This is a genomic window from Nocardia amamiensis NBRC 102102, assembly GCF_001612745.1.
Classification (GTDB): Bacteria; Actinomycetota; Actinomycetes; order Mycobacteriales; family Mycobacteriaceae; genus Nocardia; species Nocardia amamiensis.
This window is the reverse complement of record NZ_BDBA01000116.1, coordinates 1-25,012: the sequence shown is the minus strand read 5'-3', so window position 1 is coordinate 25,012 and position 25,012 is coordinate 1. Positions and strand designations below refer to the sequence as shown.

Sequence of the window (25,012 nt, the reverse complement as noted above, 5' to 3'; positions counted from 1 at the left end):
AGTCGCTTCGCAAGCCTGAATAAGTACTACTGACCCGACGAGGGAGTTGTATGTCACTGCCAACCCTGTCCTCAGCGGAGATCGAGCGATCGCGCGTCGAACACGCCGCGGCCGCTCTGGGAGCCACCCCACCCCGGAACGACATCGGGCCGGCCGTGGTTCTGCGCACGCCCCGCCTGGGCGACGGCGCTCCGATGTGGCGGATCGCCAAGGACTCCGCCGTGCTCGATGCCAATTCGAGCTACGCCTACTTGCTGTGGTGTCGCGATTTCGCCGGTACCTCGCTGGTCGCCGAGGTGGACGGCCACATTGTGGGATACGTGATCGGATTCATCCGCCCACAGGCGACCGACACCGTTTTCGTCTGGCAGGTCGCGGTGGATCACGCACAGCGTGGCCGCGGAATCGGCACCGAGCTGCTGCACACCTTGCTCAACAGCGTCGCTGCCCAGGGGATTTCGGTGCTCGAGACGACGATCTCCCCGGACAACCCGGCGTCCATCGCTATGTTCACGTCGGTGGCCAGGGCGAGGGGAGCCGACATCACCACGAGCCCCCTGTTCGATGCCGGCGACTTCCCGGACAGCCACGCACCCGAAGAGCTGTACCGCATCGCACCGACCGCCCGCACCACCGAGGAGGATCACCGATGATCAACGCCGACACCACCGTTTTCGAGAGTCTGGAGTCGAATGTGCGCGGTTATTGCCGCGCCTGGCCCACCGTGTTCACCACCGCGAAGGGCAGCTGGCTGCGCGACGAGGAAGGCAAGGACTACCTGGACTTCTTCGCCGGCGCCGGTGCGCTCAACTACGGGCACAACAACGACGTGCTCAAGCGCTCGCTGCTGGACTACATCGCCGGTGACGGCATCACCCACGGCCTGGACATGTCCACCCCGGCCAAACGGGAGCTGCTGGAAACATTGCGGGACACCGTGTTCGCGCCGCGCGGCCTGGACTACAAGGTCCAGTTCCCCGGCCCCACCGGCGCCAACGCCGTCGAGGCTGCGCTCAAGCTCGCGCGCAAGATCACCGGCCGCGAGACGATAGTCAGCTTCACCAACGCCTTCCACGGCATGACCCTCGGTGCACTGTCGGTCACGGGCAACGCGGCCAAGCGCGCGGGGGCGGGCGTGCCGCTCGTGCACGCCGCGCACATGCCCTACGACGGCTACTTCGACGGCACCACCACCGACTTCCAGTGGATGGAGAAGGTGCTCGACGACACCTCATCGGGCTTCGACCGTCCCGCGGCGGTGATCGTGGAGACCGTGCAGGGCGAAGGCGGCGTCAACGTGGCGCGCGCCGAGTGGCTGCGGCATCTCGCCCAGCTGTGCGCGGCCCGGGAGATCCTGCTCATCGTCGACGACGTGCAGATGGGCTGCGGGCGCACCGGACCGTTCTTCTCCTTCGAGGTCGCGGGCATCACCCCGGACATCGTCACGTTGTCGAAGTCGATCGGCGGCTACGGCCTGCCGATGGCGCTGGTGCTGTTCAAGCCGGAGCTGGACGAGTGGTCGCCGGGCGAGCACAACGGCACCTTCCGCGGCAACAATCCGGCGTTCGTCACCGCGACCACCGCGCTGCGCCACTACTGGTCCGACGACACCCTGCAGTCCGCGACCCAGGCCAAGGGCGAGAAGATCGCACGCGCCCTGGGTGAGCTGGCCGGGTACTTTCCGGGCGTCTCGACACGGGGCCGGGGTCTCGTGCACGGCGTTGTGTTCGAGGATCCCTCGCAGGCGGGTAAGGTCTGCCAGATCGCGTTCGAGCGTGGTCTGCTGGTGGAGACTTCCGGCTCCACAGACGAAGTGGTGAAGCTGCTTCCGCCGTTGACGATCACGGAGCAGGAATTGGACCAGGGTCTGCATGTTCTCACCGGCGCCGTCGAGTCGGTCTGTGGCGGAATGGGGGCGGCCGCATGATCGTGCGCAGCACGGCGGAGATCACCGGCACCGAGCGGGACGTCAAGGGCGAGGGCTGGCGCAGCAAGCGCATCATCCTCGGCGGTGACGGCGTCGGGTTCTCCTTCCACGAGACCACCATCGACGCGGGCACGGTGCACGAGTTCCACTACCTGCACCATGTGGAGGCGGTGTGGCTCATCGAGGGCGAGGGCACGTTGACCGATCTGGACAACGACATCAGCTACGAGCTCGCGCCCGGCTCGATGTACCTGCTCGACGGACATGAACGCCACCGCCTCGAGGTCCGCGCCCGGATGCGGATGATGTGCGTGTTCAACCCGCCGGTCACGGGGCAGGAGGTTCACGACAGCGACGGCGTCTACCCGCTGGTCGCCGCGACGATCGGAGGATGAGCACAGCAATGGCTCTGCAGCACACCGCGACTCGGCCCGAGACCGCAAGCTACGATCGCTACCCGACCCGGCTCGGCGCACCCGCTCCGCACCTGGAGCGCGCCGACCCCACGGTCTGGGGGAAGATCGACAGCTCGGAACTCGCGTCGTTCGACGCCGACGGGTTCGCCATCTTCGACGAGTTGCTCACTCCCGCGGAGGTGGCCGAGTTCAGCGACGAGATCACCCGTCTCGCCGGGGATCCCGCGCTGCGCGACGACGACCGGCTCATCGTGGAGAAGTCGTCGAACCGGGTGCGCTCGATCTTCGAGGTGCACAAGCTCAGCGCGGCGGTCGCCGAGCTGGTGCGCAGGCCGCAGGTACTCCGGTTGGCCGAGCAAGTGCTCGGATCGGAGGTGTACGTGCACCAGAGCCGGGTCAACTACATGCCCGGCTTCCGGGGCACCGGTTTCTACTGGCATTCGGATTTCGAGACCTGGCACGCCGAGGACGGGATGCCCGCGCCCCGCGCGGTGAGCCTGTCGATCGCGCTGACCGACAACTACCCGATCAACGGCAGCCTGATGGTCATGCCGGGCTCGCACCGTACCTTCGTTCCGTGCATGGGCAGCACCCCTGCCGAGCACTATCGGGAGTCGTTGCAGGAGCAGGAGATCGGGGTTCCGACCGCCGAGGACATCACCGCGCTGGCGGACCGGTACGGGATCAGCCAGTTCACCGGCCGCGCCGGATCGGCGCTGCTGTTCGACTCCAATCTGATGCACGGATCGTCGAACAACATCACGCCCTTTCCCCGCTCGAACATTTTCGTGGTGTTCAACAGCATGGACAACACGCTCGTCGACCCGTTCGCCGCGCCTGCGCCGCGACCGGGTTACATCGGCAGCCGCGACTTCACGCCTCTGACGGCCTGACCGAGCGCGCAGCTCGGGCTCGACCGCGCAGGTGGTCCGCCGCTGGACGATATCGGCATCACCGTGGCTGCCGGAGTCGACCAGCGCGGGTAGGCCGGCCGCGTCATCTCCGGCGAATGCGATCGCCGAGACGACGCGGCCGGCCCGCCTGCCGTCGTGATTCGGCCGGCGGATGCCCGCGGTTACCCGTGTCTTCGGCTTTCGCGCGAGCCTTGCCGTATTCGGCCTCCGCTCGGCCGGACGGGCACTCCCGGTTCGGCGCGGTCGCCTTCCGGTCAGGTGCGCAGTGCTCGGTAGAGGGCCAGCCAGCGATCGGCTGAGACCAGCCCGACCGGCTGGTCGAGCGGAATTCCGGCCGCGGCGCAGGATGCGCGAACGGCGCCGGTCGGGAACTCCCGGCGCAGTGACGCGGCCAGGCACCCGCCGACTCCGGTGAAACCGAGTTCGACCACCCTGCGGTAGTCGCCGATCAGCGTGCGCGGGATCAGCGGATCGCGCCGCTTGCGCAGCCGGAGGATGGCGGTGTCGACTCGCGGCACCGGGTGGAAGCTGTGCCTGCCGATGCGCGCGCCGAGTTCGAACGCCGTCGTCGGCCAATGGCTGACGGCGAGCTTCGTCCAGCGGCCGTAGTCACCGGAATGCTTACGGGCGAATTCGATTTGGGTCAGCAGGGTGGCGGAGGTGAGCCGCCGCGCGGCCAGGCACCAGCGCACGATGTCGGTCGTGATGGCGAACGGCACGTTGGCCACAACGGCGAACGGCTCCCGTGGCGCGGGCACCGTGCGGAAATCATGGTGGTAGAAGTGGATTCGCGGATCATTCGCGTACCTGCGGCGCAGCAGATCCGCGTAGTGCCGGTCCTTCTCGTAGGCGCGGACGCGGCCTGCGGTACCGAGCAAATGCCGGGTCAGCATGCCGTCGCCGGGGCCGATCTCCAACACCAGGTCGTCGGCGCCCACACCGGAGGCGCGCACGATCAGGCGCGCGGCATCGGCATCGGTGAGAAAGTTCTGCGAGAGCCGCATTCGCGTGCTCGGGGTGCTGAGCCTGCTGTGTCGGGCAGGCGGAAGAGAGCGATGGCGGGACATGGGTGTCCTCCGAACGGAGTGGTCGAATCAGGAAGGGTGATTCGCCCGGACCCATGCCAGGGCACAGCGGAACCCAGGGGCCGTTACCCGTGGGAGTGGATTCCGATCGAAAGGAATCAGCAGATCGGGGTGCTACGGTGCGCTGGCAGAGCCCAGGCCTCCGTACGCAGACGGATGTAGTACGCGCCTACCACGTAGGGCGCGTTCACACCCGCACTGATCAACATGCTCCGCAACCTACGGCAGTCCCGCATGAGCGCGCCACTTCTTTTCCCGATGCCACGCGCCCCTTCCACCCGCATATGTTCCCCACCCGTGGGCAGTCCAGGTCCGCCAGCGCAGATCACGGACCGTGGCTGCGGCGTATCGAGCTCGCTTCGGTGTGCTTGCCCTGCTGGTCGAGCAGGTCGGCGAGGCCGGCGATGGCGCGCGGTTCGCCGCGGTCGGCGGCGGTGCGCCACCATGATTCGGCCCCGGCCGGGTCACCGTGCCGGTAGCGGACCATCCCGAGTTCGTATGCGGCGCCCGCGTGCCCGGCCTCGGCGGCCTGGGCCCACAATCCACAGGCTTGTTCTTCCTCGCCCATGGTGGACATGGCGACGCCGAGATCGTAGAGCGCGCCGCGATAGCCGGGGTCGCTCGACTGCCTGGTCTCGGCCGTCGGCCGCGGCGGATCGACGGCCGCGGGTCGTCCGCCGGCCTGCGGTGGCGACGGCGGATCGGTCGCGGTATCCGGAACCGGTGGGATAGGGGCGGAGCTGAGAGTGCCTACTGGTGGTTGCGTGTGCTGGGACGGCGAACCGGGAGCTGGGTGGGTCGTATTCGCAGCGCTCCGCATGGTCGTCGTCGCCAGCGGGCCTAGCGAACGCTCCAGCGCGCCTGCGGGCTGTGTATTCGGCGCCTGTGGGCTGGGAGCTGAGTCCCATGGGTACGGCGCAGGGTGGGTATTCGCAACCGGCGGGCCGAAGGGAGGGTCCGAAGCATCCGCGCTGTGCTGCGTCATATTCGACACCTGTGAGCTGGAAAGAGTGCGCGGGATGTCCGTTGCTGGGTGCGCGGCCGACGGGCTGGGAGCGTCGACCGGTGGTAATCGCGGGACTTTCGCCGAGGAGGGCGTCGGCGCGAACATTGGGGCGGAGGCGTCTGCTGTGATCTGTGTGTTCGGTGCTGAATGCGGGGAATCTGCCCCGGAGCGCGGGTTTGTCAGCAGTGGACGGGCAGCGGCGACGGGGGCCTCTGCTGGGGTCTGTGCATTCGAAACCGGGCCGCGGTGATCTAGGTGTGGCGGATCCGCTGGGGCTTGCGCGTCGCCGCCCATCGATCCTGGTGCGGAACGCGGAGCTTCGGGGTCAGGCAGTGCGGTCCGTGACGACTGTAGGTTCGTAAAGAGACTGCCCGAACGTCGGGCCGGGGCCGACTGTCCGTTGGCGGGTGGGCGGCCATTCCCGACCTGCGCGGGATCTTCGGCGGCCGGACCGGCGATCGCGGCGGACTCTCCCGCGGGCGCAGCGGCGTCGATCCGGGGAACCGGCATCGTGGGTGCGGTAGGAGGACCTTCTGTCGATGCGGGCGGAGCGATCGGCGTGCTCACCGCCATCGGCGTCGTCTCGGGCGCGTTCGTGGCCGGTACGTCCGGTGCGATGATGGTGGGAGCGGTGGACACCTCCACGACCAGGTTGGCGAAGTTGGCCGGTCCTTCGCCGATGCTGCACCACAAGACGACTCGTCCCTCGGGCCGGTGCTCGACGACAATGCCGTAATTGCCTGTCCAGGACTTCTGGGTGCCGAATTCGTCCACCCAGACCGGCGTGAGCGTCACCAGTGTGCTCGGCGCCGTCGGTGTCACATGGAAACCGACACCCTCGGCGAGTGCGTCGCTCCACGCATCGACTCCGGCGAGCGACCGTCCGTGCAAGTCCACGTAGCCGTCGACTACGGATAGACCGATCCCCAGCCCGCGCAGCCCGGCGGGCGGCGCCGCGGAAAGCATTGTCACCGTGACAGTAGTCGGAGCAGGACCGATCTGCTCGCTGTACATCGGGTACACCATGCTGCCGTGCCAGCGGATCGGGTCCGCACTCTGATAGCGCGCGGCCAGTGGCAGGTTTTCGGACGAATTCCGGGCAGCCCACGAGGAATACGGATCGTTCATGCTCGCGCCCGCCTTTCCGCCCTATCCCGACCGCCGCCCCCGCGCGCCGGGCGGCCAGCGTATACCGTACTTCAACGTGCCCGAGAACTCGTGGAGTGTTCGGACACCGTCCTTCTCGGACGTCCTCGGCCTGCACCCCAGCAGGGTGCAGGCGTTGGTTCCCGCGTCAACCGGGCCGGTTTCACACACCAGAATCTGGTGTGCCAGCGCCGTCCCGTCAGCAGGCATTGATGACCGGGGCTCGTGTTTCGGGCTCCCGGACCCGGGCATGATCCAGCTCGGCCCGGACGGCGAGATTCACCGCGGCATTCACATCGCGGTCGACCACCAGCCCACACCCGCAGGCGAAGACACGATCGGCCAACCGCAGCGCCAGGTTGTCGGTGCCGCAGCGTGAACACCTTCGGCTCGACGGGAACCAGCGATCCACCACGTGGACCTGCCCGCCGCGCCAAGCCTGCTTGTAGCGCAGTTGACGCGCCAGCTCGCCCCAGCCCGCATCGGCGATAGCGCGCGACAGATGCCGGTTGGCCATCAGGCCGGTGATGTTCAGGTCCTCCAGCACCAGCCGGTCGTGGGTCTTGACCAGCCGGTTGGACACCTGATGCAGAAAATGCGCCCGAACGGCACCGACCCGGCGATGGTGCCGCGCCAGCCGCGTCACCGCGCGGCCGCGGGACTTCGACCCTCGCTGTTTGCGCGTCACCGCTTTCGCCAGGCGCCGTTGCCGCTGCAAGGCGGCGGCGAGAGGTTTCGGATGATCGACCACCCGATCCACCTCGACCCCGTCACCAGTGGCCGCGACCAGGAACGCCGACAGCCCCCGATCGGCACCCACCCAACCGCCGACATCGCCATCCGGCCGGAACGGATGCCGGTGACCGGCGTGCAGGTCGGCGGCCTCCACGGCCACAGACACCAGCTACGCCATCGATCACCACAACCTCGACGAGGAGTTCTTCGCCCGCATGTTCGCCCACTACAGCCAAGTGGAAGTGGTCGAACTGAGCATGAGCATCGGCTCGTGGCTCGCCTTCGGCAGGCTCAACCACGTCCTCGGCTTGGACTCGGTCTGCATACTGTCGGGCCACACCGCCGGCCAGTAGCACCGGACGCCGCGGAGCATCACGCCCGGAGCCGCGACACCCAGGCGGGCTGCCCGTCGACGAGGCCGAGTTCGAATTGCTCGGGAGCGTCGAGTACCTCGCTGAGCTGCCGGTAGGCTTGCTCCGCCGAGATCTCCGGGGGGAAGCGAATGTATTCCAGGGTGGCGCTCGGTATCCGGGCCTGGAATCGGTACCGGAACTCGACTTGGCCCGCGTAGGTCAGCGCGATGCGCCCCTGCCAGTCGATGTCATGCTTGCCGTCCGCGCGCCGGGTGAACGACACCTCCTGGCCGGCGACCGAGTCGTGCCCCAGCAGATAGATGTTGAACGCCAGGCATTCGACGTCGTCCGCGTCGGCCAAGGGCAGCGGGTCGACGGTGCGGAATTGCGGCTGTTCGGATTTCAGGAGAAAGGGCCGGCCAGGGGTGGCGGCGCGCAGGCCGGTGCCTTCGTCCTCGCCCCAGTAGGTGGACGACAACGTGCAGCGGTGATAGTTCTGCCACACGATCGGCGACAGCCAGTCCTCGATGGCACTGTCGTCGCGGTCGTCCTCGGGCCGGTGTTCGGCGTCGTATTCCGCCGACCGCAGATGCAGATCGAACCACAGGCCACCCGCCTGGTCCATGCGGCCGGTCCACGCGAACTCCTCGATCGCGTGCCCCTCGGGCCAGGGATTTCCAGGGAACACAATTCTCCCGGCGGGCGAAACACGTGCCAGGTCGGTCCTTTCCATGCCGACAAACCCTAGCGACCCACGCCGACAAACTCGACATGCCAGAGTGGGGAACCCACCTCGCCGTAGCGGATCACTTCAGACGACGGCGGGCGCCTCCGTCTCCGGCTCTTCGGCGGGCGGCTCGTCCACCGTCCGCTTCGGCCCGGTGAACCAGGTCCGCGCCGACACCAGCCACCAGATCCCGATCGCACCCACCACGCCGACCAAGGTCAGCGGCGCATAATTCACCGTGGTCCAGGTGAATTCGGGGTGCCACGGGTAGCCGCGAGCGTCGGTGGGAAGGATGAACAAGCAGCTGATCCCCGCGATCCAGAGCAGCGCGACCACCCCGACCGGGCGATACCACGCGCCGAGTTGCCATGGACCGGTGCGGAATCGGGTGCCGTGGCGTTGCCGCAGCAGGATCGGGATGCCGTAGGCGATGTACAGGCCGATGGTCGCGACCGAGGTGGCGGCCGCGTATGCGGTCGGCGCGTTCGGCGCGGGCACCAACATCGACGGAATCAGCAGCACGAAGGCAAAGAACGAGATGAACAGCACCGCGTGCACCGGCACTTTCCGCGCCGAAAGCCTCGACCAGAGCTTCGCTCCTGGCACGGCGCCGTCTCGCGCGAACGCGAACAGCATGCGCGAGGCCGAGGTCACCGAGGCGTATCCGCAGAACAATTGCGCGACCGCCGCGATCACCAGCAGCAGGCCCGACCAGAACCCGTTCAGCGAGTTCTCCAGGATGTAGATCACCGGATAGCCGCTGTTCTGCTCCGGATCCAGCGCGTTGTCGAGATTCGGGATCGCGAACGTCACCGCCAGGATGAGCAGATATCCTGCGATCGCCGACACGATGATCGTGTTGATGATGCCCTTCGCCGCCATGCGGGACGCGTCGTGGGTTTCCTCCGACATGTGGGCGGAGGCGTCGTAACCGGTGAACGTGTACTGCGCGTGCAGCAGGCCGAGCAGGAAACTGAACGCGACCCCGCCGAAACCGATCGCGCTGTTGTCGACTGTCTCGGTGAAGACGAATCCCACGCTCTGGTGGTGCTTCGCGCCGAACCCGAGCACGACGACGAAGACCACCACGCCGCCGACGTGCCACCACGCCGACACGTTGTTGATCACCGCCGACAGGTGCGGGCCGATCGCGTTCAGCACGGCGTGCAAGACCAGGATCGCGGCGAACACTCCGAAGATGGCCGTGCGGTCGGTGCCGATGTCGACGCCGATGACGTTCAGCACGACGGTGGTGAAGATGGCCGCGCCGTAGTCGATCGCCGCGGTGACCGCGATCTGACCGATCAGGTTGAACCAGCCGGTGAACCACCCCCACACCGGGCCGCCCAGCTCCGCTGCCCACCAGTACAACCCACCCGAGGTCGGATAGGCGGACGCCAGCTCCGCCATGGCGAGCCCGACGAACAGCACCATGATCGAGACCAGGGGCCATCCCCACGCCATGGTGATCGGCCCGCCATTGGCCAATCCGATCCCATAACTGGCCAATCCGCCGGTAAGGATGGAGACGATGGTGAAGCTGATGGCGAAATTCGAGAATCCCGACCAGGTTCTGGCCAGTTCCTGCTTGTAGCCGAGTTCGGCGAGGCGACGTTCGTCGTCGTCGGAGGATGATCGGGTCTCGGTCATGTGTGCTCCCGGGTGAAAACGCTGCCCTCATACCGCGTTTGCCAGAAGATCAGTGTGAATTAGTCGCGCGGCCACCGCATGGCAACCAGGAAAATCGCAAATCCCCGGCCCCGGCGCCCGCCGCGTCTACGCCGACCGTAGCGTGAAGACCATGGGCGAGCGACTGGTCGTCATCGGTGGTGACGCGACAGGGATGTCGGCGGCCTCGCAGGCACGCCGGATGAAGGACGCGAGCGCACTGGAGATCGTGGTCTTCGAGCGCGGCGGTTTCGCCTCGTTCTCGGCCTGCGGCATTCCGTACTGGGTCGGCGGCCACGTCCTCGAGCGCGACGCTCTGATCGCGCGCACGCCCGAGGAACATCGAGCCAGGGATATCGACTTGCGGATGCACACCGAGGTGATCGAGATCGACGTCGCCGAACGCCGGGTGCGTTTCCGCGACCGCGATACCGGGGACGAGGCCTGGATGACCTACGACCACCTGGTGATCGCCACCGGCGCCCGGCCGGTCCGGCCACCGCTGCCGGGCATCGATGCGGGCGGCGTACACGGCGTGCAAACGCTCGATGACGGCCAGGCACTGCTGGAGACGCTGGAGCGGGCGCGCGGCAACCGTGCCGTGGTCGTCGGAGCGGGCTACATCGGCGTCGAAATGGCCGAAGCCCTGATCCGGCGCGGCTACGACGTCACGATGGTCAACCGCGCCGCCGAGCCGATGTCCACGCTCGATCCGGACATGGGCGCCCTGGTCCGCGACGCGATGTGCGGAATGGGCATCAAGGTCGTCGGCAATGCGGAGGTCTCCGAGATCCGGACCGGAGACGACGGCCGGGTCACCACGGTGGTGACCGACACCGCGGAGTATCCGGCGGATGTCGTGGTGCTCGGCATCGGGGTACATCCCGAGACGGAACTGGCCGGCGCCGCCGGGTTGCCGCTGGGGGAGCACGGCGGGCTGCTCACCGATCTCGCCATGCGGGTGCGCGGGCACGAGAACATCTGGGCGGGCGGCGATTGCGTGGAGGTGCTGGATCTGGTCTCCGGCCGCGAACGCCACATTCCGCTCGGCACGCACGCCAACAAGCAGGGCCAGATCATCGGAGCAGGCATCGGCGGGGGATACGCCACCTTCCCCGGAGTCGTCGGCACGTCGGTGAGCAAGGTGTGCGACCTGGAGGTGGCGCGAACGGGCCTGCGCGAGAAGGACGCGCACGCGGCAGGCCTGCAGTACGTGACGGTCACCATCGAATCCACCAGCCGCTCCGGCTATTACCCGGGCGCGGAGCCGATGACCGTGAAGATGCTCGCCGAGCGGCATACGGGCCGGTTGCTCGGCGTGCAGATCGTGGGACGAGAAGGCGCAGGCAAACGCGTCGACATCGCCGCGGTCGCGCTGACCGCACGAATGACCGTCGAGCAGATGACGGTATTGGATCTCGGCTACGCGCCGCCGTTTTCCCCGGTGTGGGATCCGGTTCTGGTGGCCGCCCGCAAAGCGGTGAGCGCCGTCCGCGAGCGTGGGTAACGCCGCGTTGGCCGTCAGCGCGCTGCCGCCGACTTTCCGAGCTGGGCCCGGACGACGCGCAGATCGGCGACGAACGCCGCGTAGGCCTCCGCGTGGTCGGGCGCACGCAGCACCGCCGAAGGGTGCACGGTGGCGACGACTCGATAGCTGTCGGCCTCGATCACCTCGCCGCGTTGTGCGCTGACCTTGAACGAAGGGCCGAGCACCGCCTGTGCGGCGATCGCGCCGAGGCACACCACCAAGCGGGGGCGCAAGAGGTCGAGTTCGGCATCGAGCCACGCCGAGCAGGCGACCACCTCGGTCCGCCCCGGCGTCTTGTGGATCCGTCGTTTGCCGCGCTCGACGAATTTGAAGTGCTTGACCGCGTTGGTCACGTAGACCGCGTCGCGGTCGATGTCGGCTTCCGCCAGCGCGCGATCGAGCAACCGTCCGGCCGGACCCACGAACGGCTGGCCGACCACGTCCTCCTGATCGCCGGGCTGCTCGCCGATCACCACGACGTCCGCGTTCGCGGGACCCGCCCCGAACACCGTCTGGGTGGCGTGCCGGTACAGATCGCACCCTCGGCAATGGCAGGCGGCCTGACGCAGCCGCGCCAAGTCCGCGCCCTCGGGGACGAACTCCGCGGCGCCGGGCGCCTTCATCGCCCATCGCCTCCCGCGTCGACCGGGATCGCGACCGTCATGTGCCGACCTCCTCCGCTGCCACGCGCTGTAGGTGGCATACCCGCTTCCGTGGCCTTCACGCGACGAGCGCGACCGGACCGTCCCACATGCTGAATGCGCGCAGCGAGGTCGGTATAGTCGCCGCGGATGAGTAGTGTCAGCGCCACCGCCGAAACGCCGATGTCCCATAACCGTCGACTCGGGCGTGTGCTTCGGCTGGCGCCGGTCCTCGCGGTCGCGTTCTCCGCGTTCTGTCTCCTGAAGCCGGTCTGGCCGTTCGATGAGATCACCGGCGGATTCATCGACCTGCAGGTATATCGGCTCGGCGTGGACGCCATGCGACACGGCGCCGACATGTACGGCCAACTGCCGCAGACCACCATCGGCGCGGGCCTTCCGTTCATCTATCCACCCTTCGCCGCGCTGGCGCTGGGCCCGTTCGCGATGCTGCCCTGGGATGTGGCAGCGCTGAGCTTCTTCGTCTCCTCGGTGGCCGCGCTCGCCATCACGCTCTACCTGGTGGCTCGGCGGGTATGGCCGCAGGAGTCGCAGCGCAGATCGGCGGTCTGGGCGACGGCCTGTGCGACGCCGCTGGCATTGCTGCTCGAGCCGATCCATTCGACGCTGGACTTCGGTCAGGTCAACCTGCTGCTGATGGCACTGGTCGCCGCGGATTGCCTGACGCACAAGCCGCGCTGGCGCCGGGGCATGCTGATCGGCATCGCCGCCGCGATCAAGCTGACGCCTGCGGCGTTCGTGCTCTATTTCCTGGTGCGCCGGGACTACCGTGCGGCGGCGACCGCCGCCGTCACCGGTGCGGCCGCGACGGCAGTCGGCTTCGCGATCCTGCCGAAAGAATCGGTCAAGTACTGGTTCGGTGGGCTCGGTAACGTGTCCGGGCTGAGCGGGTCCGCGTTCCATACCAATCAGTCGATTCAAGCGGTCTTCGCCCGATTCGAGGTGCCCGAGCCCGCGTTCACTGTGATCTGGCTGGTGCTGGGCGCCGCGCTGCTCGCGCTGGTCGTGGTTGCGATGCGCCGAGCCGCCGACCTCCCTGCGCTCGCCCTGGCGATCAACGCCGTCTTCACCCTGCTCGTCTCGCCGATCTCCTGGTCGCACCACTGGGTGTGGATCGCGCCCGCGTTGTTCGCCCTGGCCGGATACGCGACTCGCCTTCCCGGCAGGCGGGCGATCGGCTGGTGGGTGACATTCGTGGTCACTACGGCGGTCTTCGTGATCGGTCCGCAGAACTGGCTGCCCGACGGCGAGCACCGCGAAACCACGTGGACGCCATGGCAGCACTTCATCGGCAACACCTACGTCTGGTTGAGCGTGGTGCTGGTCGCGCTGTTCTTGGTCGGCAGCACGCGAGGCGCCGCCATGCCGCGCGCGGAGCTGCCGGGCCCGCAGGCGGCTGAGTCCTCCGGGGTCGCGGCGTCGGCTCTCACCTCCGCCGAGGTGGTTGGGCGCTCGTAACACAGCTCCTCGCGGCCGCCCAAGGACCAGACCGCACCGGACGGATCAGCCCACGCCGGGCGCGGAGGGCGCGACGAAGAGGAAGCTCTTCTCCTCGACCCGCTCCCTGATACGCCACTGTCCATCGACGCGGACGAACGTGTCGAGATACCACAGACCGCACAGCATCATGGTCGGCGGGCCATCGCCGCCGGACACCAGCATCGGGTTGTGGCACATCGTCCGCCCGGTGGCGGTGTCACCGTCGACGGTGATGGACGAGTTGCTGATCAGGTGTTGGAAGGCCGGGAAATTCGGCATGCCTGCCTCCGAGTCGCGTCGATGTGGCTGGATGCCACCAGGTTTCGACGGGCGGGCCAAGGGCCGCCTGGTTATGTCCGGTGCGGCAGAATGTTCAGCACCAGTGTGACCCCGGCCACGATGCTCGCGCCTGCCACCAGGGTGGAGAAGGCGGACTGCGTGAGCGCAGCGATGCCGAGCGAAAAGGCAAGGCACGTGGCAAAAGCGAGTGCGCCGGTTCCCCGTTCCACACCGGCTATCCGGGTTGGTCGGTGATCCGTCATAGCTATGTGGTACCCACGCGAAGCCGTTACGAAACCGTGATGCCGAGTCTGTTCTCCCGGTTCCGGCCGCGAGCTCGCAGTACGGACGTACGGTTTTGCGAGCATCCGGCTCCCAATGGCGAACGGCTCGACCGTCTCGGACAGGCGGGCATCGCCTAGAAGCAGTAACGATCCCGTGCCGGCCCGCACGGGCAGTACCGGACAACCATTTGTCCGGAAGTCTGCATGGCGCCCGGCCCAGCAGGCGGGCGTCGCCATCGCGGATGGGGCCGACCGCCGTGGGAAAGGTGCGCGCGGCTTGCCCGACCCGCGGGTGCGGCTCGCTTGCTCATGTCGTCCACAGGAGTTGGTCGAGGCGGCTGCGCAGCTCGGTGGTCACCGCGGGCGGGCAGACGGACGGCAGTTCGGCGGCCACTCTGGCGGCGAGAATCCGCAGCTTGGTGTTGGTTTCCTGGGAACGAACCCGCAGCAGGGTGAACGCTTCCTCGGCGTCGACTCCGTAGGCCAGCATGACCGCGCCCTTGGCTTGCTCGATCACCGCCCGCGCGGCCGTCGGATCCAGGTCAGCGGCCGTCGCGCCATCACCGTCGTCGCTCACATTCGGGCACTACCCGTGGGCTGCGATCTGACACCGATTCCGAGCTAACTTCCGACCGGCAGCGGGTCCTCCTCGTCCGCTCGGAGGGTTGACGGATACTCCGCGGATCGCGATACTTCGATCGTCATAGCGATTGCGTATAACTTGTCCAGCGGCAACGCGACGGAGACAGATCAATGATGATCCATACGGCAGTCGAAGCGTTCCTGATGGCTCAGGTGGAGGATCCCGTCCCGGAAGCTCCACCCAATTCGGACAAGATCCTCCAGTTGCTCCGGTACTTCACCTGGTTCGTGATTCTCTCCGGCGTCACCGGAATCATGTACGCGGGAGGGAAATTCGCCTGGGAGAAATGGCAGGGCGGTCCACTCGCATCGGCGAAAATGCTCGCAGGCGGCATGCTCGGCGGTGTCATCGCCACCAGCGCGGGGACGATCATGAACGCGCTGATCGGGTGAGCCGCCGGCTCGGCATGGTGGAGTCGAGTGCGGCTCCACCATGCCGAACGGGTTCGCGGTTTATTCGGTGACTTCCAGCTCCACCAATTGTCCTGGTGTGAACGATTTTTCGCGCCGATCGGTCTCCATGCCGAAAACCGCGACCACGAGATCGCCGCGGGGCTGGACCACTCCCGCTTGAGTGAGGGTGCCATACCCGACGACGGATTCGCCGATGTGGTCGGCGAGCTCTGCCGCGGGGATTCGAATTGTCTTGCTCATGGGGGCACCTCTATCGATTCGAAGTCTCACTGTCGGCTGTGTCGCTCTGCGCAGAGTTCGATCCTAATCGGCGAGAACGTGCGCAGAACCCCCCTCTTTCCGCCGAATCACCTCGCGGCGACCGGATTGCCGCAAACTCAACCGTCAGAGCGGAAATCGGTGCGCGGTAACGATTTACACTCGGCGCCTTGATCGGTTCGTGACTGCGGGATGCTGCGGTGTACCGCCTGCTCCGGCCGCCAGCGCGTCGGCGACCTTCGCCCGGAAGTGCGGGCATCCGCGGAAGCCCTCGGCGTCACAGTCCAGAGCATGCGAGATGGTCTCGGGTGCCGCTGTGGCCTGGGCGATGTGGACCACCAACTGGTCGCGGTGCGCACGCAGCAGAGCGCGGCGAGCATCGCGGTCGGACGCTTCGGCGAACAGTGTGGCGAGCTCGACATATCGCCGCCCGCCATACCCGCACTTCAGGTGGCGTGAGCCGGGAAGCGCGCATACAGCCCGATCGGAGCCGTCGTGGACGCACCGTTTCCCGACGCGCCGTCGCCGCAGGAAAGGACTGGCGCAACGGACTCAGCACGGGCGCCGCGGCTCATGATTCGGGTCGTCGATGTCGACGACTTCTGCTACATGAGCCGGTTTACCCTGTCGCGCGGCCACTTTCGCCACGGCCGCGGCAAGTGCGAACTCATGCGGCCCGGCGATCTCGGTCCAGCGCCCGGTGGGCGCGAGGAAAATGAGATCGGCGATCTGGGTACTGCGCCAGCAACGGCTGGTCGCGCCATGACATCCAGATCGTCGCCTGGTGATTCTTGGAACGGCGGCTCATAGCCGAATTCGGCTGGAGCACGCCGGAAAAGTTTCCGCCCGTGCGAATACGTTCGAGTAGCGCGTGGGGTGTTCGTTTCGGTTTCGATCGGCAGCGTCGCCGCCTCGGCTGATCGATGGACGGCGACAACTGCTGGGGTGTCCCTCCTTACTCACCTGACAAGGACTTCGAAATCAGTGCGTGCAGAGCCGCATTCAGCTCGCTGTGGTCTGCTCGGACGGCGGCGTCAGATGCACCACACGGCACTACCCGTAGGAATGCAGATAACAGCCGATCCCCAAAAAGCCGGCGTCGTCATCTCGGATGGCGTGGCGGCGGAAGCGGCGGGACCTGCCATAACGCCTAATGAGAGGACCATTGCGGTCACGGCGCAGATTTTCGTGATTCTGGTGGACATTGTGATCCTTCTACTTGGGTGAACTCTTACCTATGACTCACGAATTTCATAGTTCACCGTATGGACGGCGAACGCTAGGCAAGGAAAAGTCAAGTTCCGCGATGCCGCGTAACGGGACGATCACCCCGGGTGAATTTTCCAGGGCGCAGATCTAGTTATCGACCAGAAAACATACCGCCGGTCCAGCGGCGTCCGGACAAAACCGTCCACAATTCATGGACGGAGTCACGCGTCAAGATCGTTGCGCAGCCGAGACCCACCCGATTCGGCATATGTTCGCCGCCCTGGGGACCGGCCGTGGAGGCTCTCGCGGCGCGCTGAACCGGCCGATTCCGCCCGTCGCCGAGCCCTGGCATGTGAGACGTCCTGAACGGGCCTGGGGCTCCGGCGTGGCCTGCCCGCGGTGGAGGCTTCCCACTGGAGGTGAGTTGCCGGCGAAGTCGGACATCGCCCGGACCCATAAACTGAGGTTATGGTGCAGCCAACACCCTGGCGGGCGAACGAAACCCACGACAGGAACGGCATGCCCGAACCAGCCGCGAGCGGCACCGGCCCGAAGGCGTATCAGGTCGCGTTGCGTGGGTACTGGGGTTATGTCGTGGCGGCGGTTGGCAACCTGGTGACGTTCATACTGCTGTTCCAGGCGTGGATGACCGTCCGGGGTCCCGACGGCAGTGTCAGCGTCAATGCCTTCGGCCGGATGCAGATCAACACGGTGTATCTGAACATCTGGTCATCAACTAGACCCCGCGCAGCACAGATCACGGGCATCTGGGCCATCCTGGCCAGCGCGGCCATCGCCGTCACCGTCCTCGCGGTGGTGATGAATCTCCGGCTTCGCATCGAGGCGCTCGCCCGCCTGACGACGTTGTCCACGCTTGCTACCGCGTTGTTCGTGATGATCACCGTGCTCCACGTCAACAGCAACGCCCCTCAGTTGAGGGCGATGGTCACACGCACCACCGATCTGGGCGGTCAGATCGGATCGTTCATGAACTGGGCCTTCGGCAATGGCAAACTCGCGGTGCCCGGTATGGGGCAGGCCACCTACGCCTCCGCGACGCTCACCCAGTGGGCGCTGCTGGCCGGCTTTGCCGCGCTGGTCTCGGCCGTCGCAGCGGTCACGCAGTGGATCCGCAGCGGTTCGACGGGTCTGTTCCGCCTGCCGATGCGTATTCGGGTGATCACATCGAAACAGGCTTCGGAGGACGACTCCGACAAGTGACCGGTGTCGGCGACCCTCTTGCGCACCATGGGCCTGATCGGGTACGCCGGATACCAGGAGGTGTTCGATGAGTTCGGCACCCGATCCCGTGACGCGGACAGAAGAGGTCATCGTGCCGCCGGAATCCACCCGGCTGGCGGGGGTACTGGCCGTCCCGCAGGACTGCACCGGCCTGGTTGCCTTCGCGCACGGCAGCGGTAGCGGCAGGCACAGTCCGAGGAATCGGTTCGTCGCCGAGGTCCTGAACCAGGCGGGGTTGGCGACAATGCTGGTCGACCTGCTGACCCCTGGCGAGGAGGGTGACCGCTCGCGTGTTTTCGACATCGAGTTGCTCGCCCATCGCCTCGTCGAGGTGACCCGATGGCTGCGGACGCGCCCGGAACTGACCGGACTGCCCACCGGCTACTTCGGCGCGAGCACCGGCGCCGGTGCGGCGCTGTGGGCGGCCACCGAACCGGGCACCGAGATCGCCGCCATCGTCTCCCGTGGCGGTCGGCCCGACCTGGCCGGTCCGCGGCTGGCGCTGGTCCGCGCGCCCACCCTGCTCATCGTCGGCGGTGACGATCACTGGGTGCTGGAAGCCAACCGGGCCGCCCGCCTGCGGATGCCGTGCCCTAGCGAGGTCGATGTGGTGCCCGGCGCGACACATCTGTTCGAGGAACCCGGTGCGCTGGAACAGGTCGCGGATCTCGCCCGCGACTGGTTCCACCGCCATCTCACCGTCGTGCGGCGTTGAACACGACAGGGAAGTCATCGGGTCGCGACGCCACGCGGGTTCCGAAACCGTGGCTGATGTGCTCCATCATCTCGCACAGCCAGCGAGATTCGGCGCTGGCGGCCCACTCCAGACGCATATGCCGTTCGCGCAACGGAATCATGCGTACTTCCACCACGCCGGCATCGCTGGACACGAGATACAGCAAATGCAGTTCGGTGCGGTACCGCTCGTGACCGCGGATGCCCTCGTAGTCGTCGATGACGTCGCCGCACCCGTACAGAATCGGTTTGCCCCGATAGATCTCGATCGGCCGGGGATGGTGTGCGGAATGTCCGTGTACCACGTCGACCCCGGCGTCGATCAACCGATGGGCGAAGTGTTTTTCACTCAGCGCCACTCCGTACCCCCAATTCGGACCCCAATGGACGGAGACGATCGTGATGTCGTGGTCACGCTTGTGCGCCAGTACCTTTGCGGCTACGTCATCGGCGGCCCGAGCGCTCGGTGATTCGCCGACTCGCCACAGTCCAGGGCGGTCGTCGCGCGCCGCCCAGGATTCCGGAACCCCGCTCGATCCACTGGCGACCGAGACGATCACTACCCGATGGTCGTTGTCGAGTTCCACTATCGCCGGGGCATGCGCCTCGTTCAGATCCGCACCCGCCCCGGCACGGCGGATACCCGCGGTATCGAGCGCTTCGAGGGTGTCGGCGAGTCCGGGGATACCGAAATCCAGGACGTGATTGTTGGCCAGAGCGCAAACGACCGGCGCGATCGCGGTCAACACCGGCACATTGTCGGGGTGCATCCGGTAGTGGACGCCTTTGCCCGGTGCGAACGCGCCGTCCGCGGTGATCGAGGTCTCCAGGTTGATCAGCCGCACCTCCGGCGCGACCTGTGTCAGCAGCGATAGGACATCACCCCAGGGTCGGCGGAAATCGACCGGATAATCGAACGCGCCATTCGCGCGTTCGGCCAGCTCGACATAGGTTCGCGCATCGGCGACCCACCGTTCGCGCAGCGTCGCTTCGCCAGGATGCGGCAGAATCTGGTCCACACCCCGGCCCAGCATGACGTCGCCACCCAACAGCACCGTCGTCATACCACCATTGTCGATCTTCTACCGGCCACGCGCTCGCCGCAGTCCGATTCGCCTTTGCGAGATGCGATCATAGTCCGGCCACGGTCGTGTGCCCGAGATCCCCGAGTACGAATGCTTGTCGCTTGCGGCGGAATTCGTTCTCGTCACGAAAGACGTCCCGGGCCATTCGCCGCAGCTCAGCGCCCTCGATCTCATTCAGATCGAACGTCCGCGACTGCTTCGCAGCCATCATCGCCCCCCACCGAGCCGGATGGGCACACTCGCCGGCCAGTTCCGCAAGCCAGCTGTCGAACCGCACGCTCGGCGCCACCGCATCGATCAGCCCGAGATCGGCGGCGCCCGCCGCGTCCAAGGCTTGGCACTCGCGCAGCAGCCGCTGTGCGGTATCGCCGCCCACCCGCCGCGGCAGGCTGTAGGTGTGGAACTCCGACCCCGACAGGCCGATAGTCCGGTAGTGCGGGTTGAACACCACACGATCGGCGGCGACAACGAGGTCTGCGGCCAACGCGAGCATGACGCCACCCGCGCCGGCGTTTCCGGTCACGGCGGCGATCGTGACCTGCGTGGAACAGGTCAGAATCGCCCGGCACACGTTATTGATCGCCAACAGGTTCCGCCAGGCCTCTCCCTCGGGGTCCTCGGACAGATCCACCGCACTGAGGTCTATGCCGTTGCTGAAGTACGCACCATCGTTCTCGAGGACGAGCACCTTCGTGTTCTGCGCCGCCGCGTAGGCAAACGCTGCGAGCAACCTTCGGCATTGCCCAGATCCCATCGCGCCGTTGTAGAAGTCGATGGTGAGAAACCCGATGTCGCCCTTGCGCTGATACCGGATTTCCCGCGATTTCCGAGTCTCGTCGACGATTGGCAACGCCGGAACCGGAAAGCCGGCCCTGGCCAGCACCTGAGGAGCCGGACCCTTGCACGAAGGATCGGTACCTCCGGAGAACCGGAGACGGCCGATCCAGATACTGCCATCGCCGCACGCGATCTCGATGGCATCCTCCCGCCGCCCGAGCACGGTGCCGGGCGCAGCAGGCGGATCGTTCCGCCCATGGTCGGCGTCGTAGACGAGCATCGGCAGGTCGGCGATGGTCGCCGACGCGCCTGGTGATCCGTCGCTGGCATGGATGAGACTCAGGATCGTCGTGGCGTCGTCGCTCCAGCGAATCCGCCGGTCGCCGCGGCGCATGGCGGGCCTGGGCCGAGCATGCGCGACCTGCTGTGGCGTCTCGGTCTGCGGAGTGGGGGAGAGGCCTCGACCGGCCTTGTCGAGTGCCTCGAGCAGGCATTCGATCGCGGCATCGGCGACGACGGTGTTGTAGACGGCGGATTTGCGACGCCACGGCAACGCGAAGGTCCGGGTGGACCATACGGGTCCCGCGTCCATCTCTTCGACTGCCGTCAGCGCCGTCACGCCCCATAGCGGCTCACGTTCGCTGATCGCCCAGTCCAGTGCATGCGGGCCACGATCGCCTACCGGGCCGGGATGCAGGATGACGCAAGTCCGCCGTAGATAGATGTCAGCAGGGATCTTCGTGGTCAGGTACGGGCAGACCGCGATATCGAAGCGGTTCGCTTCGACCGCACGGCGAATATCCGATTCGCAGTGCACTATCGCGATCTGTGCGGTGCGCCCGGATCGGCGCACCGCGAGCGTGGCTCGTTGGGTCAGACCGTTGTTCGCGCTGGCGAGAATCAGCACACGCTGTGTCATGTTCGGCTCCCCGCGGATTCGCCCGGTATCCAGCCAAACCTGGCTCGGGCAGGGTGGATCAACGACGGGACATCGAGAGCAGCTGCTGCGGGTCGTCGGCATAGACCGTGGCGATGACGTTCGCGCGAGCCGCGAGATCGCGGGCGAGGTCACGGATATCGGCGGGCGCGGTGGGGTCGTTGTCGATGCCGGTCAGCAAATCACGGGTGTGAATCGCGGTCGCCTGTGCGCAGTGCCGCAAGCGCGCCTTGGCCACAGTGTCGAGCGCGGCGGGGCTGAGGTAGCGCTGAATGTGCTCCCCGCGGTCGGTGATCTGGTTCACGACCGGTTCCGTGGCCGCGTCGGTGAGCCAGCGCTCCGCGTCGGCCGTGATTTCGAAGACGAGATCGTGGTCTCGGATATCGGTCGGATTCAGGGAGGTGGTCAGCAGGGCCATGCTCGCTCGCCCGATCGCGAGGAATCCGCTCATCGCGTGGGCGAGCTGGACATCCGGGTTTGCTGTCGGCAACTGGTGTAGACGTTGCCCCACGACGGTGACCCAGCAAGCGAGATGTTCGGCTCCGGTGTCGATCGACGTCGTTGTCGGCATAGCGCGACGATACGCTGTTACCCGCGTGAGACATACAATGAAACGCTGAAAGTTCGCCAGATGTCGTGGCCGCGCGTTGCGGATGGTCCGGCCGCGCGGAACGGCGCTTGGTTCCCGGCATTCCGCGCCGCGCTGGTCCACCGGGCGATCGGGTGCATTCCCTACGTGTCGACGGCTTTTCAGCTGAGTCGGCGCCGCCTACACAGCGCCTGTTCCGCTCGTCCAGAAGGTGTCAATCCGGCGTGACGGTGGCCCGACTCTCTAGCCCGAATGTTGCTGAACGTGATGCCGTGCGCTTTCACGCGCTGTGGTTCACGCTGCACGTGCGCGGAACGCTCGCCATTATCGGCGCGGTGCTGGGGCCGGTTCATCGCGCCGCCGGGTCGATCAGGACACCGGGGTTGAGAATGCCCGCCGGGTCGAGCGCCGATTTGGCAGCGCGCAGAGCGGCGGCGAATGGGTCGGGTCGCTGGCGGTCGTACCAAGGGCGGTGGTCGCGGCCGACGGCGTGGTGGTGCGTAATGGTGGCGCCGGAGGTCTCGAGTGCCTCCGATACCGCGTTCTTGATCTCGTCCCACTGCTCGACGGTCCGGCCCCAACGGCCGCCGGCGTAGACGCCGAAGTAGGGCGCGGGCCCGTCCGGGTAGACGTGCGTGAACCGGCAGGTGACCACGCCGGTCACGCCGATGGAGCGGAACGCGGCGGTCGCCGCGGCGAGCACCGTCTCCCGCAGAGCGTCGAAACGATCCCAGGTGCAAGCGGTTTCGAATGTCTCGACGATCATCGACTGGGCGGCGAGCGCATCGCGCTGATACGGCATCCGCAGGAACGACGAGCGCCAGGAGTCCACTGCGCCCGGGCGCGCTGTGTCATCCGCCGAATCGGTGGTGCGGACGCCGTCAGGTGTCTTGCCGCCGTGGTCGCGGCAGATCTGCACCGCACGCCGCATCGGTTCATCCACCGGATGGTCGGCCGACTCGAATCCGAGAACCAGAACACCCCCTGCGGCGCTGGTTCCGGCATTGATGAACGCCTCTACCGGATTGAGCAGGCGGCAGTTCGCCGGATACAGCCCGGCCTGGGCGATCGTCCTCGTCGCGGCGACGGCGTTTCCGTAATCGTCGAACACCACCGAAGCTCCGGCACGCCAGCGCGGACGATCCTGTAGTCGCATCCAGGCTTCGGTGATCACTCCGAGGACGCCCTCGGACCCGAGAAACATGCGGTCCGGCGAGGGGCCTGCGCCCGATGCGGGCACCCGCAGCGATTCGCTGATCCCGATCGGCGTCACCACTCGCATCGACTCGACCATGTCGTCGATGTGGGTATAGACAGTCGCATAGTGACCGCCCGCCCGGGTGGCCAGCCAGCCGCCGAGCGTGGAGAACTCGAACGACTGCGGAAAGTGCCGCAGTGTCAAGCCATGGGGGCGCAGGGCTGCTGCCAGCGCTGGGCCGAGTATGCCCGCTTGGATCCGGGCCGCGCGGCTGGTGAGGTCGAGTTCGAGGACCCGCTCCAAGCGGGCGAGATCCAGTGCGATGGTGCCGGCGTAGTCGCTGGTGCACCGCGGTTCGACACCACCCACCACCGACGTTCCACCGCCGAACGGCACCGCCGCGACGCCCGCGCTCGCGCACCAGTCCAGGATGTCGACCACATCCTGTTCGGTCCTCGGCCGCACCACTTGATCGGGGACATGATCGACCCGGCCGAGCAGATTGCGGACTACGTCGCGGAACGCCTGCCCGTGTGCATGGGAGACGCGATCACGGAGTTCTTCCGACGCCAGGTGCGCCAGCGAACCCGGCGGCTGGACGCGAGGGGCGGGCACGTCCAACGACGCCGGATCGGGCGCCTCGTGTACCGCGAGGTCGGCCTCGGGTAGCAGGGCCGCGACGCGTTTCGTCAGCGCCGCTCGCTCGACGCCGGTGACCGCGTCCTCGACGTTTCCCCATCCCCACCACGACCTCGTCACGGCCACTCCTTCGACCCGCTGCGCTGACATCGACCCGAACGTAAATTACGTTCCGGCTCGTGGTTCCGGGGCAACTTCCTACTCACGGATCTAGGTGGGCCTGCGACGCCGAGGGGCCGGCCGACTCGCTCTTGCCGCTGTCGCAGTGGATGATTCGGCGCTGCCGGACCGTGGCTCGACGGTGGCGCGGGCACCCGCGAGCAGTAATAGCTTGGTTGAGGCCGAGTGATATCAGTCACACTTGATTCCCAGTTGAAAACCCTCTTATCCAGATGTTCTTCGCATCACACGATGTCATCGCACAACGCCGATCGGGGTACCCCTATGAGTTTTACCAACCTCGGCGCGCCGATTCGATCGGCGTTCGCTAAGGTCCGTTCTGCACGCTCGGGTCATGGTTCACGCATTTGAGGCACTGCTTCTGGCTCCATCGCCAGAGCGGACACTGATCGACCAGAGAGTGAACTCGCCACCGTATGACCCCGTCACGTCGTTCCGCACGTCGCGCCCATCATTCACGAGCACGCAATCTCCTGTTCCCGCAGTTGCTCACCGCCGCGGTCGATACTGCGTTCGACTCCACCGCGCTCCGGTACAATCCCACCGGCGAGCCGGCTGACCAGCGTGAGCTGACCTATCGGGAGCTGGATGAGGCGTCGTCGCGGCTGGCCCGTTACCTGATCGGGTACGGGGTGGGACCAGGGGACTTCGTCGCGGTGGCGATCACCCGTTCGGTCGAGTCGGTGCTGGCGATGTGGGCGGTCGCGAAGACAGGGGCCGCCTACGTGCCCGTCGATCCCGCGTACCCGGCGGATCGCATTGCGCACATGCTCTCCGACTCCGGTGCCGTGCTCGGTGTGACCGTCTCGGCCCATCGGGCAGGGCTGCCTAGCCCAGGTATCGAGTGGATCGAGCTCGACGCCTCGGTGCATCGGGAGAGGGTTGCCGCGCAGGCGGC

At 66.8% G+C, this 25,012-nt stretch carries 24 protein-coding genes and 2 pseudogenes; 12 read left to right on the top strand and 14 right to left on the bottom strand.

Annotated features, from left to right (window positions below):
* Positions 1-50: 50 nt before the first annotated feature.
* From ectA to thpD, 4 genes are read left to right on the top strand one after another with little or no spacing between them, the layout of a single operon-like run.
* Entirely contained in the window at positions 51-653 is a 603-nt protein-coding gene (gene ectA / locus NA4_RS21635; RefSeq protein ID WP_084497315.1) for a diaminobutyrate acetyltransferase, read from the top strand.
* Positions 650-1,927, top strand: a complete 1,278-nt coding sequence (gene ectB / locus NA4_RS21630; protein WP_067472873.1) for a diaminobutyrate--2-oxoglutarate transaminase — start codon at positions 650-652, stop codon at positions 1,925-1,927. Before ectA ends, ectB begins: the two co-directional genes overlap by 4 nt.
* Positions 1,924-2,322 carry an ectoine synthase gene (locus NA4_RS21625; protein WP_067472870.1) on the top strand — a complete coding sequence of 133 codons (399 nt, stop codon included), beginning with the start codon at positions 1,924-1,926 and terminating at the stop codon, positions 2,320-2,322. The genes ectB and NA4_RS21625 overlap by 4 nt, the downstream gene beginning before the upstream one ends.
* Positions 2,319-3,236, top strand: coding sequence for an ectoine hydroxylase (gene thpD, locus NA4_RS21620; protein ID WP_245671526.1), 918 nt, complete (start codon positions 2,319-2,321; stop codon positions 3,234-3,236). The genes NA4_RS21625 and thpD overlap by 4 nt, the downstream gene beginning before the upstream one ends.
* 275 nt (positions 3,237-3,511) lie before the next feature.
* Here thpD and erm read toward each other — a convergent pair whose 3' ends face one another.
* The 3 genes from erm to NA4_RS21605 form a co-directional block, all read right to left on the bottom strand.
* On the bottom strand, positions 3,512-4,324 hold the full coding sequence (gene erm / locus NA4_RS21615) for a 23S ribosomal RNA methyltransferase Erm (RefSeq protein WP_067472864.1): 813 nt from the start codon (positions 4,322-4,324) through the stop codon (positions 3,512-3,514).
* A gap of 343 nt (positions 4,325-4,667) precedes the next feature.
* On the bottom strand, positions 4,668-6,476 hold the full coding sequence (locus NA4_RS21610) for a tetratricopeptide repeat protein (protein WP_067472861.1): 1,809 nt from the start codon (positions 6,474-6,476) through the stop codon (positions 4,668-4,670).
* Between the two features lie 217 nt (positions 6,477-6,693).
* A complete protein-coding gene (locus NA4_RS21605; RefSeq protein ID WP_169811088.1) occupies positions 6,694-7,395 on the bottom strand; it encodes an RNA-guided endonuclease InsQ/TnpB family protein in 702 nt (233 codons plus the stop codon).
* A 4-nt stretch (positions 7,396-7,399) separates the two neighbouring features.
* Between NA4_RS21605 and NA4_RS21600 the strand changes: the two are divergent.
* Positions 7,400-7,582 (top strand): annotated as a pseudogene (locus NA4_RS21600) (carboxymuconolactone decarboxylase family protein); the annotation flags it as partial.
* 19 nt (positions 7,583-7,601) lie between these two features.
* On the opposite strand, the gene NA4_RS21595 reads toward NA4_RS21600, so the two are convergent.
* Both NA4_RS21595 and NA4_RS21590 read right to left on the bottom strand, forming a co-directional pair.
* Positions 7,602-8,315 carry a hypothetical protein gene (locus NA4_RS21595; protein ID WP_067472855.1) on the bottom strand — a complete coding sequence of 238 codons (714 nt, stop codon included), beginning with the start codon at positions 8,313-8,315 and terminating at the stop codon, positions 7,602-7,604.
* A gap of 78 nt (positions 8,316-8,393) precedes the next feature.
* Positions 8,394-9,959, bottom strand: a complete 1,566-nt coding sequence (locus tag NA4_RS21590) for an amino acid permease (protein ID WP_067472852.1) — start codon at positions 9,957-9,959, stop codon at positions 8,394-8,396.
* 151 nt (positions 9,960-10,110) lie between these two features.
* Here NA4_RS21590 and NA4_RS21585 point away from each other — a divergent pair, with 151 nt between their 5' ends.
* The gene (locus tag NA4_RS21585; protein ID WP_067472849.1) at positions 10,111-11,484 is read left to right on the top strand and encodes an FAD-dependent oxidoreductase; all 1,374 of its coding nucleotides are present in this window, start codon (positions 10,111-10,113) and stop codon (positions 11,482-11,484) included.
* Positions 11,485-11,498: 14 nt separating this feature from the next.
* Here NA4_RS21585 and NA4_RS21580 read toward each other — a convergent pair whose 3' ends face one another.
* Positions 11,499-12,128, bottom strand: coding sequence for a UdgX family uracil-DNA binding protein (locus NA4_RS21580; RefSeq protein WP_067472846.1), 630 nt, complete (start codon positions 12,126-12,128; stop codon positions 11,499-11,501).
* Between the two features lie 168 nt (positions 12,129-12,296).
* Between NA4_RS21580 and NA4_RS21575 the strand changes: the two genes are divergently transcribed.
* A complete protein-coding gene (locus tag NA4_RS21575) occupies positions 12,297-13,625 on the top strand; it encodes a glycosyltransferase 87 family protein (RefSeq protein ID WP_084497312.1) in 1,329 nt (442 codons plus the stop codon).
* A 45-nt stretch (positions 13,626-13,670) separates the two neighbouring features.
* On the opposite strand, the gene NA4_RS21570 is transcribed toward NA4_RS21575, so the two are convergent.
* The 3 genes from NA4_RS21570 to NA4_RS21565 all read right to left on the bottom strand — a co-directional run bounded on the left by NA4_RS21570 (position 13,671) and on the right by NA4_RS21565 (position 14,786).
* Complete coding sequence (locus tag NA4_RS21570; protein WP_281180050.1) at positions 13,671-13,985, bottom strand: nuclear transport factor 2 family protein; 315 nt, start codon at positions 13,983-13,985, stop codon at positions 13,671-13,673.
* Between the two features lie 11 nt (positions 13,986-13,996).
* A complete protein-coding gene (locus tag NA4_RS39290) occupies positions 13,997-14,188 on the bottom strand; it encodes a hypothetical protein (RefSeq protein ID WP_084497310.1) in 192 nt (63 codons plus the stop codon).
* A 328-nt stretch (positions 14,189-14,516) separates the two neighbouring features.
* Positions 14,517-14,786, bottom strand: coding sequence for an ANTAR domain-containing protein (locus NA4_RS21565; protein WP_067472843.1), 270 nt, complete (start codon positions 14,784-14,786; stop codon positions 14,517-14,519).
* A gap of 179 nt (positions 14,787-14,965) precedes the next feature.
* On the opposite strand from NA4_RS21565, the gene NA4_RS21560 reads away from it, so the two are divergent.
* Complete coding sequence (locus NA4_RS21560) at positions 14,966-15,244, top strand: hypothetical protein (RefSeq protein WP_067472927.1); 279 nt, start codon at positions 14,966-14,968, stop codon at positions 15,242-15,244.
* 60 nt (positions 15,245-15,304) lie between these two features.
* On the opposite strand, the gene NA4_RS21555 is transcribed toward NA4_RS21560, so the two are convergent.
* Positions 15,305-15,505 (bottom strand): hypothetical protein, encoded by a 201-nt coding sequence (locus NA4_RS21555; protein WP_067472840.1) that lies wholly within the window; start codon positions 15,503-15,505, stop codon positions 15,305-15,307.
* A gap of 309 nt (positions 15,506-15,814) precedes the next feature.
* Between NA4_RS21555 and NA4_RS40585 the strand changes: the two genes are divergently transcribed.
* From NA4_RS40585 to NA4_RS21535, 3 genes and pseudogenes are all read left to right on the top strand, one after another.
* Complete coding sequence (locus NA4_RS40585; RefSeq protein ID WP_157129201.1) at positions 15,815-15,982, top strand: hypothetical protein; 168 nt, start codon at positions 15,815-15,817, stop codon at positions 15,980-15,982.
* A 1,269-nt stretch (positions 15,983-17,251) separates the two neighbouring features.
* Complete coding sequence (locus NA4_RS21540) at positions 17,252-17,953, top strand: hypothetical protein (RefSeq protein ID WP_157129200.1); 702 nt, start codon at positions 17,252-17,254, stop codon at positions 17,951-17,953.
* Between the two features lie 79 nt (positions 17,954-18,032).
* Positions 18,033-18,689: pseudogene (locus NA4_RS21535) on the top strand (dienelactone hydrolase family protein); the annotation flags it as partial.
* Here NA4_RS21535 and NA4_RS21530 read toward each other — a convergent pair.
* From NA4_RS21530 to NA4_RS21515, 4 genes are all read right to left on the bottom strand, one after another.
* Complete coding sequence (locus tag NA4_RS21530) at positions 18,670-19,773, bottom strand: CapA family protein (RefSeq protein ID WP_067472824.1); 1,104 nt, start codon at positions 19,771-19,773, stop codon at positions 18,670-18,672. The pseudogene NA4_RS21535 and the gene NA4_RS21530 overlap by 20 nt on opposite strands.
* Before the next feature lie 67 nt (positions 19,774-19,840).
* On the bottom strand, positions 19,841-21,490 hold the full coding sequence (locus NA4_RS21525) for an enoyl-CoA hydratase-related protein (RefSeq protein WP_169811086.1): 1,650 nt from the start codon (positions 21,488-21,490) through the stop codon (positions 19,841-19,843).
* A 58-nt stretch (positions 21,491-21,548) separates the two neighbouring features.
* Entirely contained in the window at positions 21,549-22,079 is a 531-nt protein-coding gene (locus tag NA4_RS21520; RefSeq protein ID WP_067472821.1) for a hypothetical protein, read from the bottom strand.
* Between the two features lie 367 nt (positions 22,080-22,446).
* On the bottom strand, positions 22,447-24,084 hold the full coding sequence (locus tag NA4_RS21515) for an FAD-binding oxidoreductase (RefSeq protein ID WP_067472818.1): 1,638 nt from the start codon (positions 24,082-24,084) through the stop codon (positions 22,447-22,449).
* Positions 24,085-24,530: 446 nt separating this feature from the next.
* Between NA4_RS21515 and NA4_RS21510 the strand changes: the two genes are divergently transcribed.
* Positions 24,531-25,012: AMP-binding protein (locus NA4_RS21510; protein ID WP_157129199.1), on the top strand; the 482-nt coding region annotated here is incomplete at its 3' end.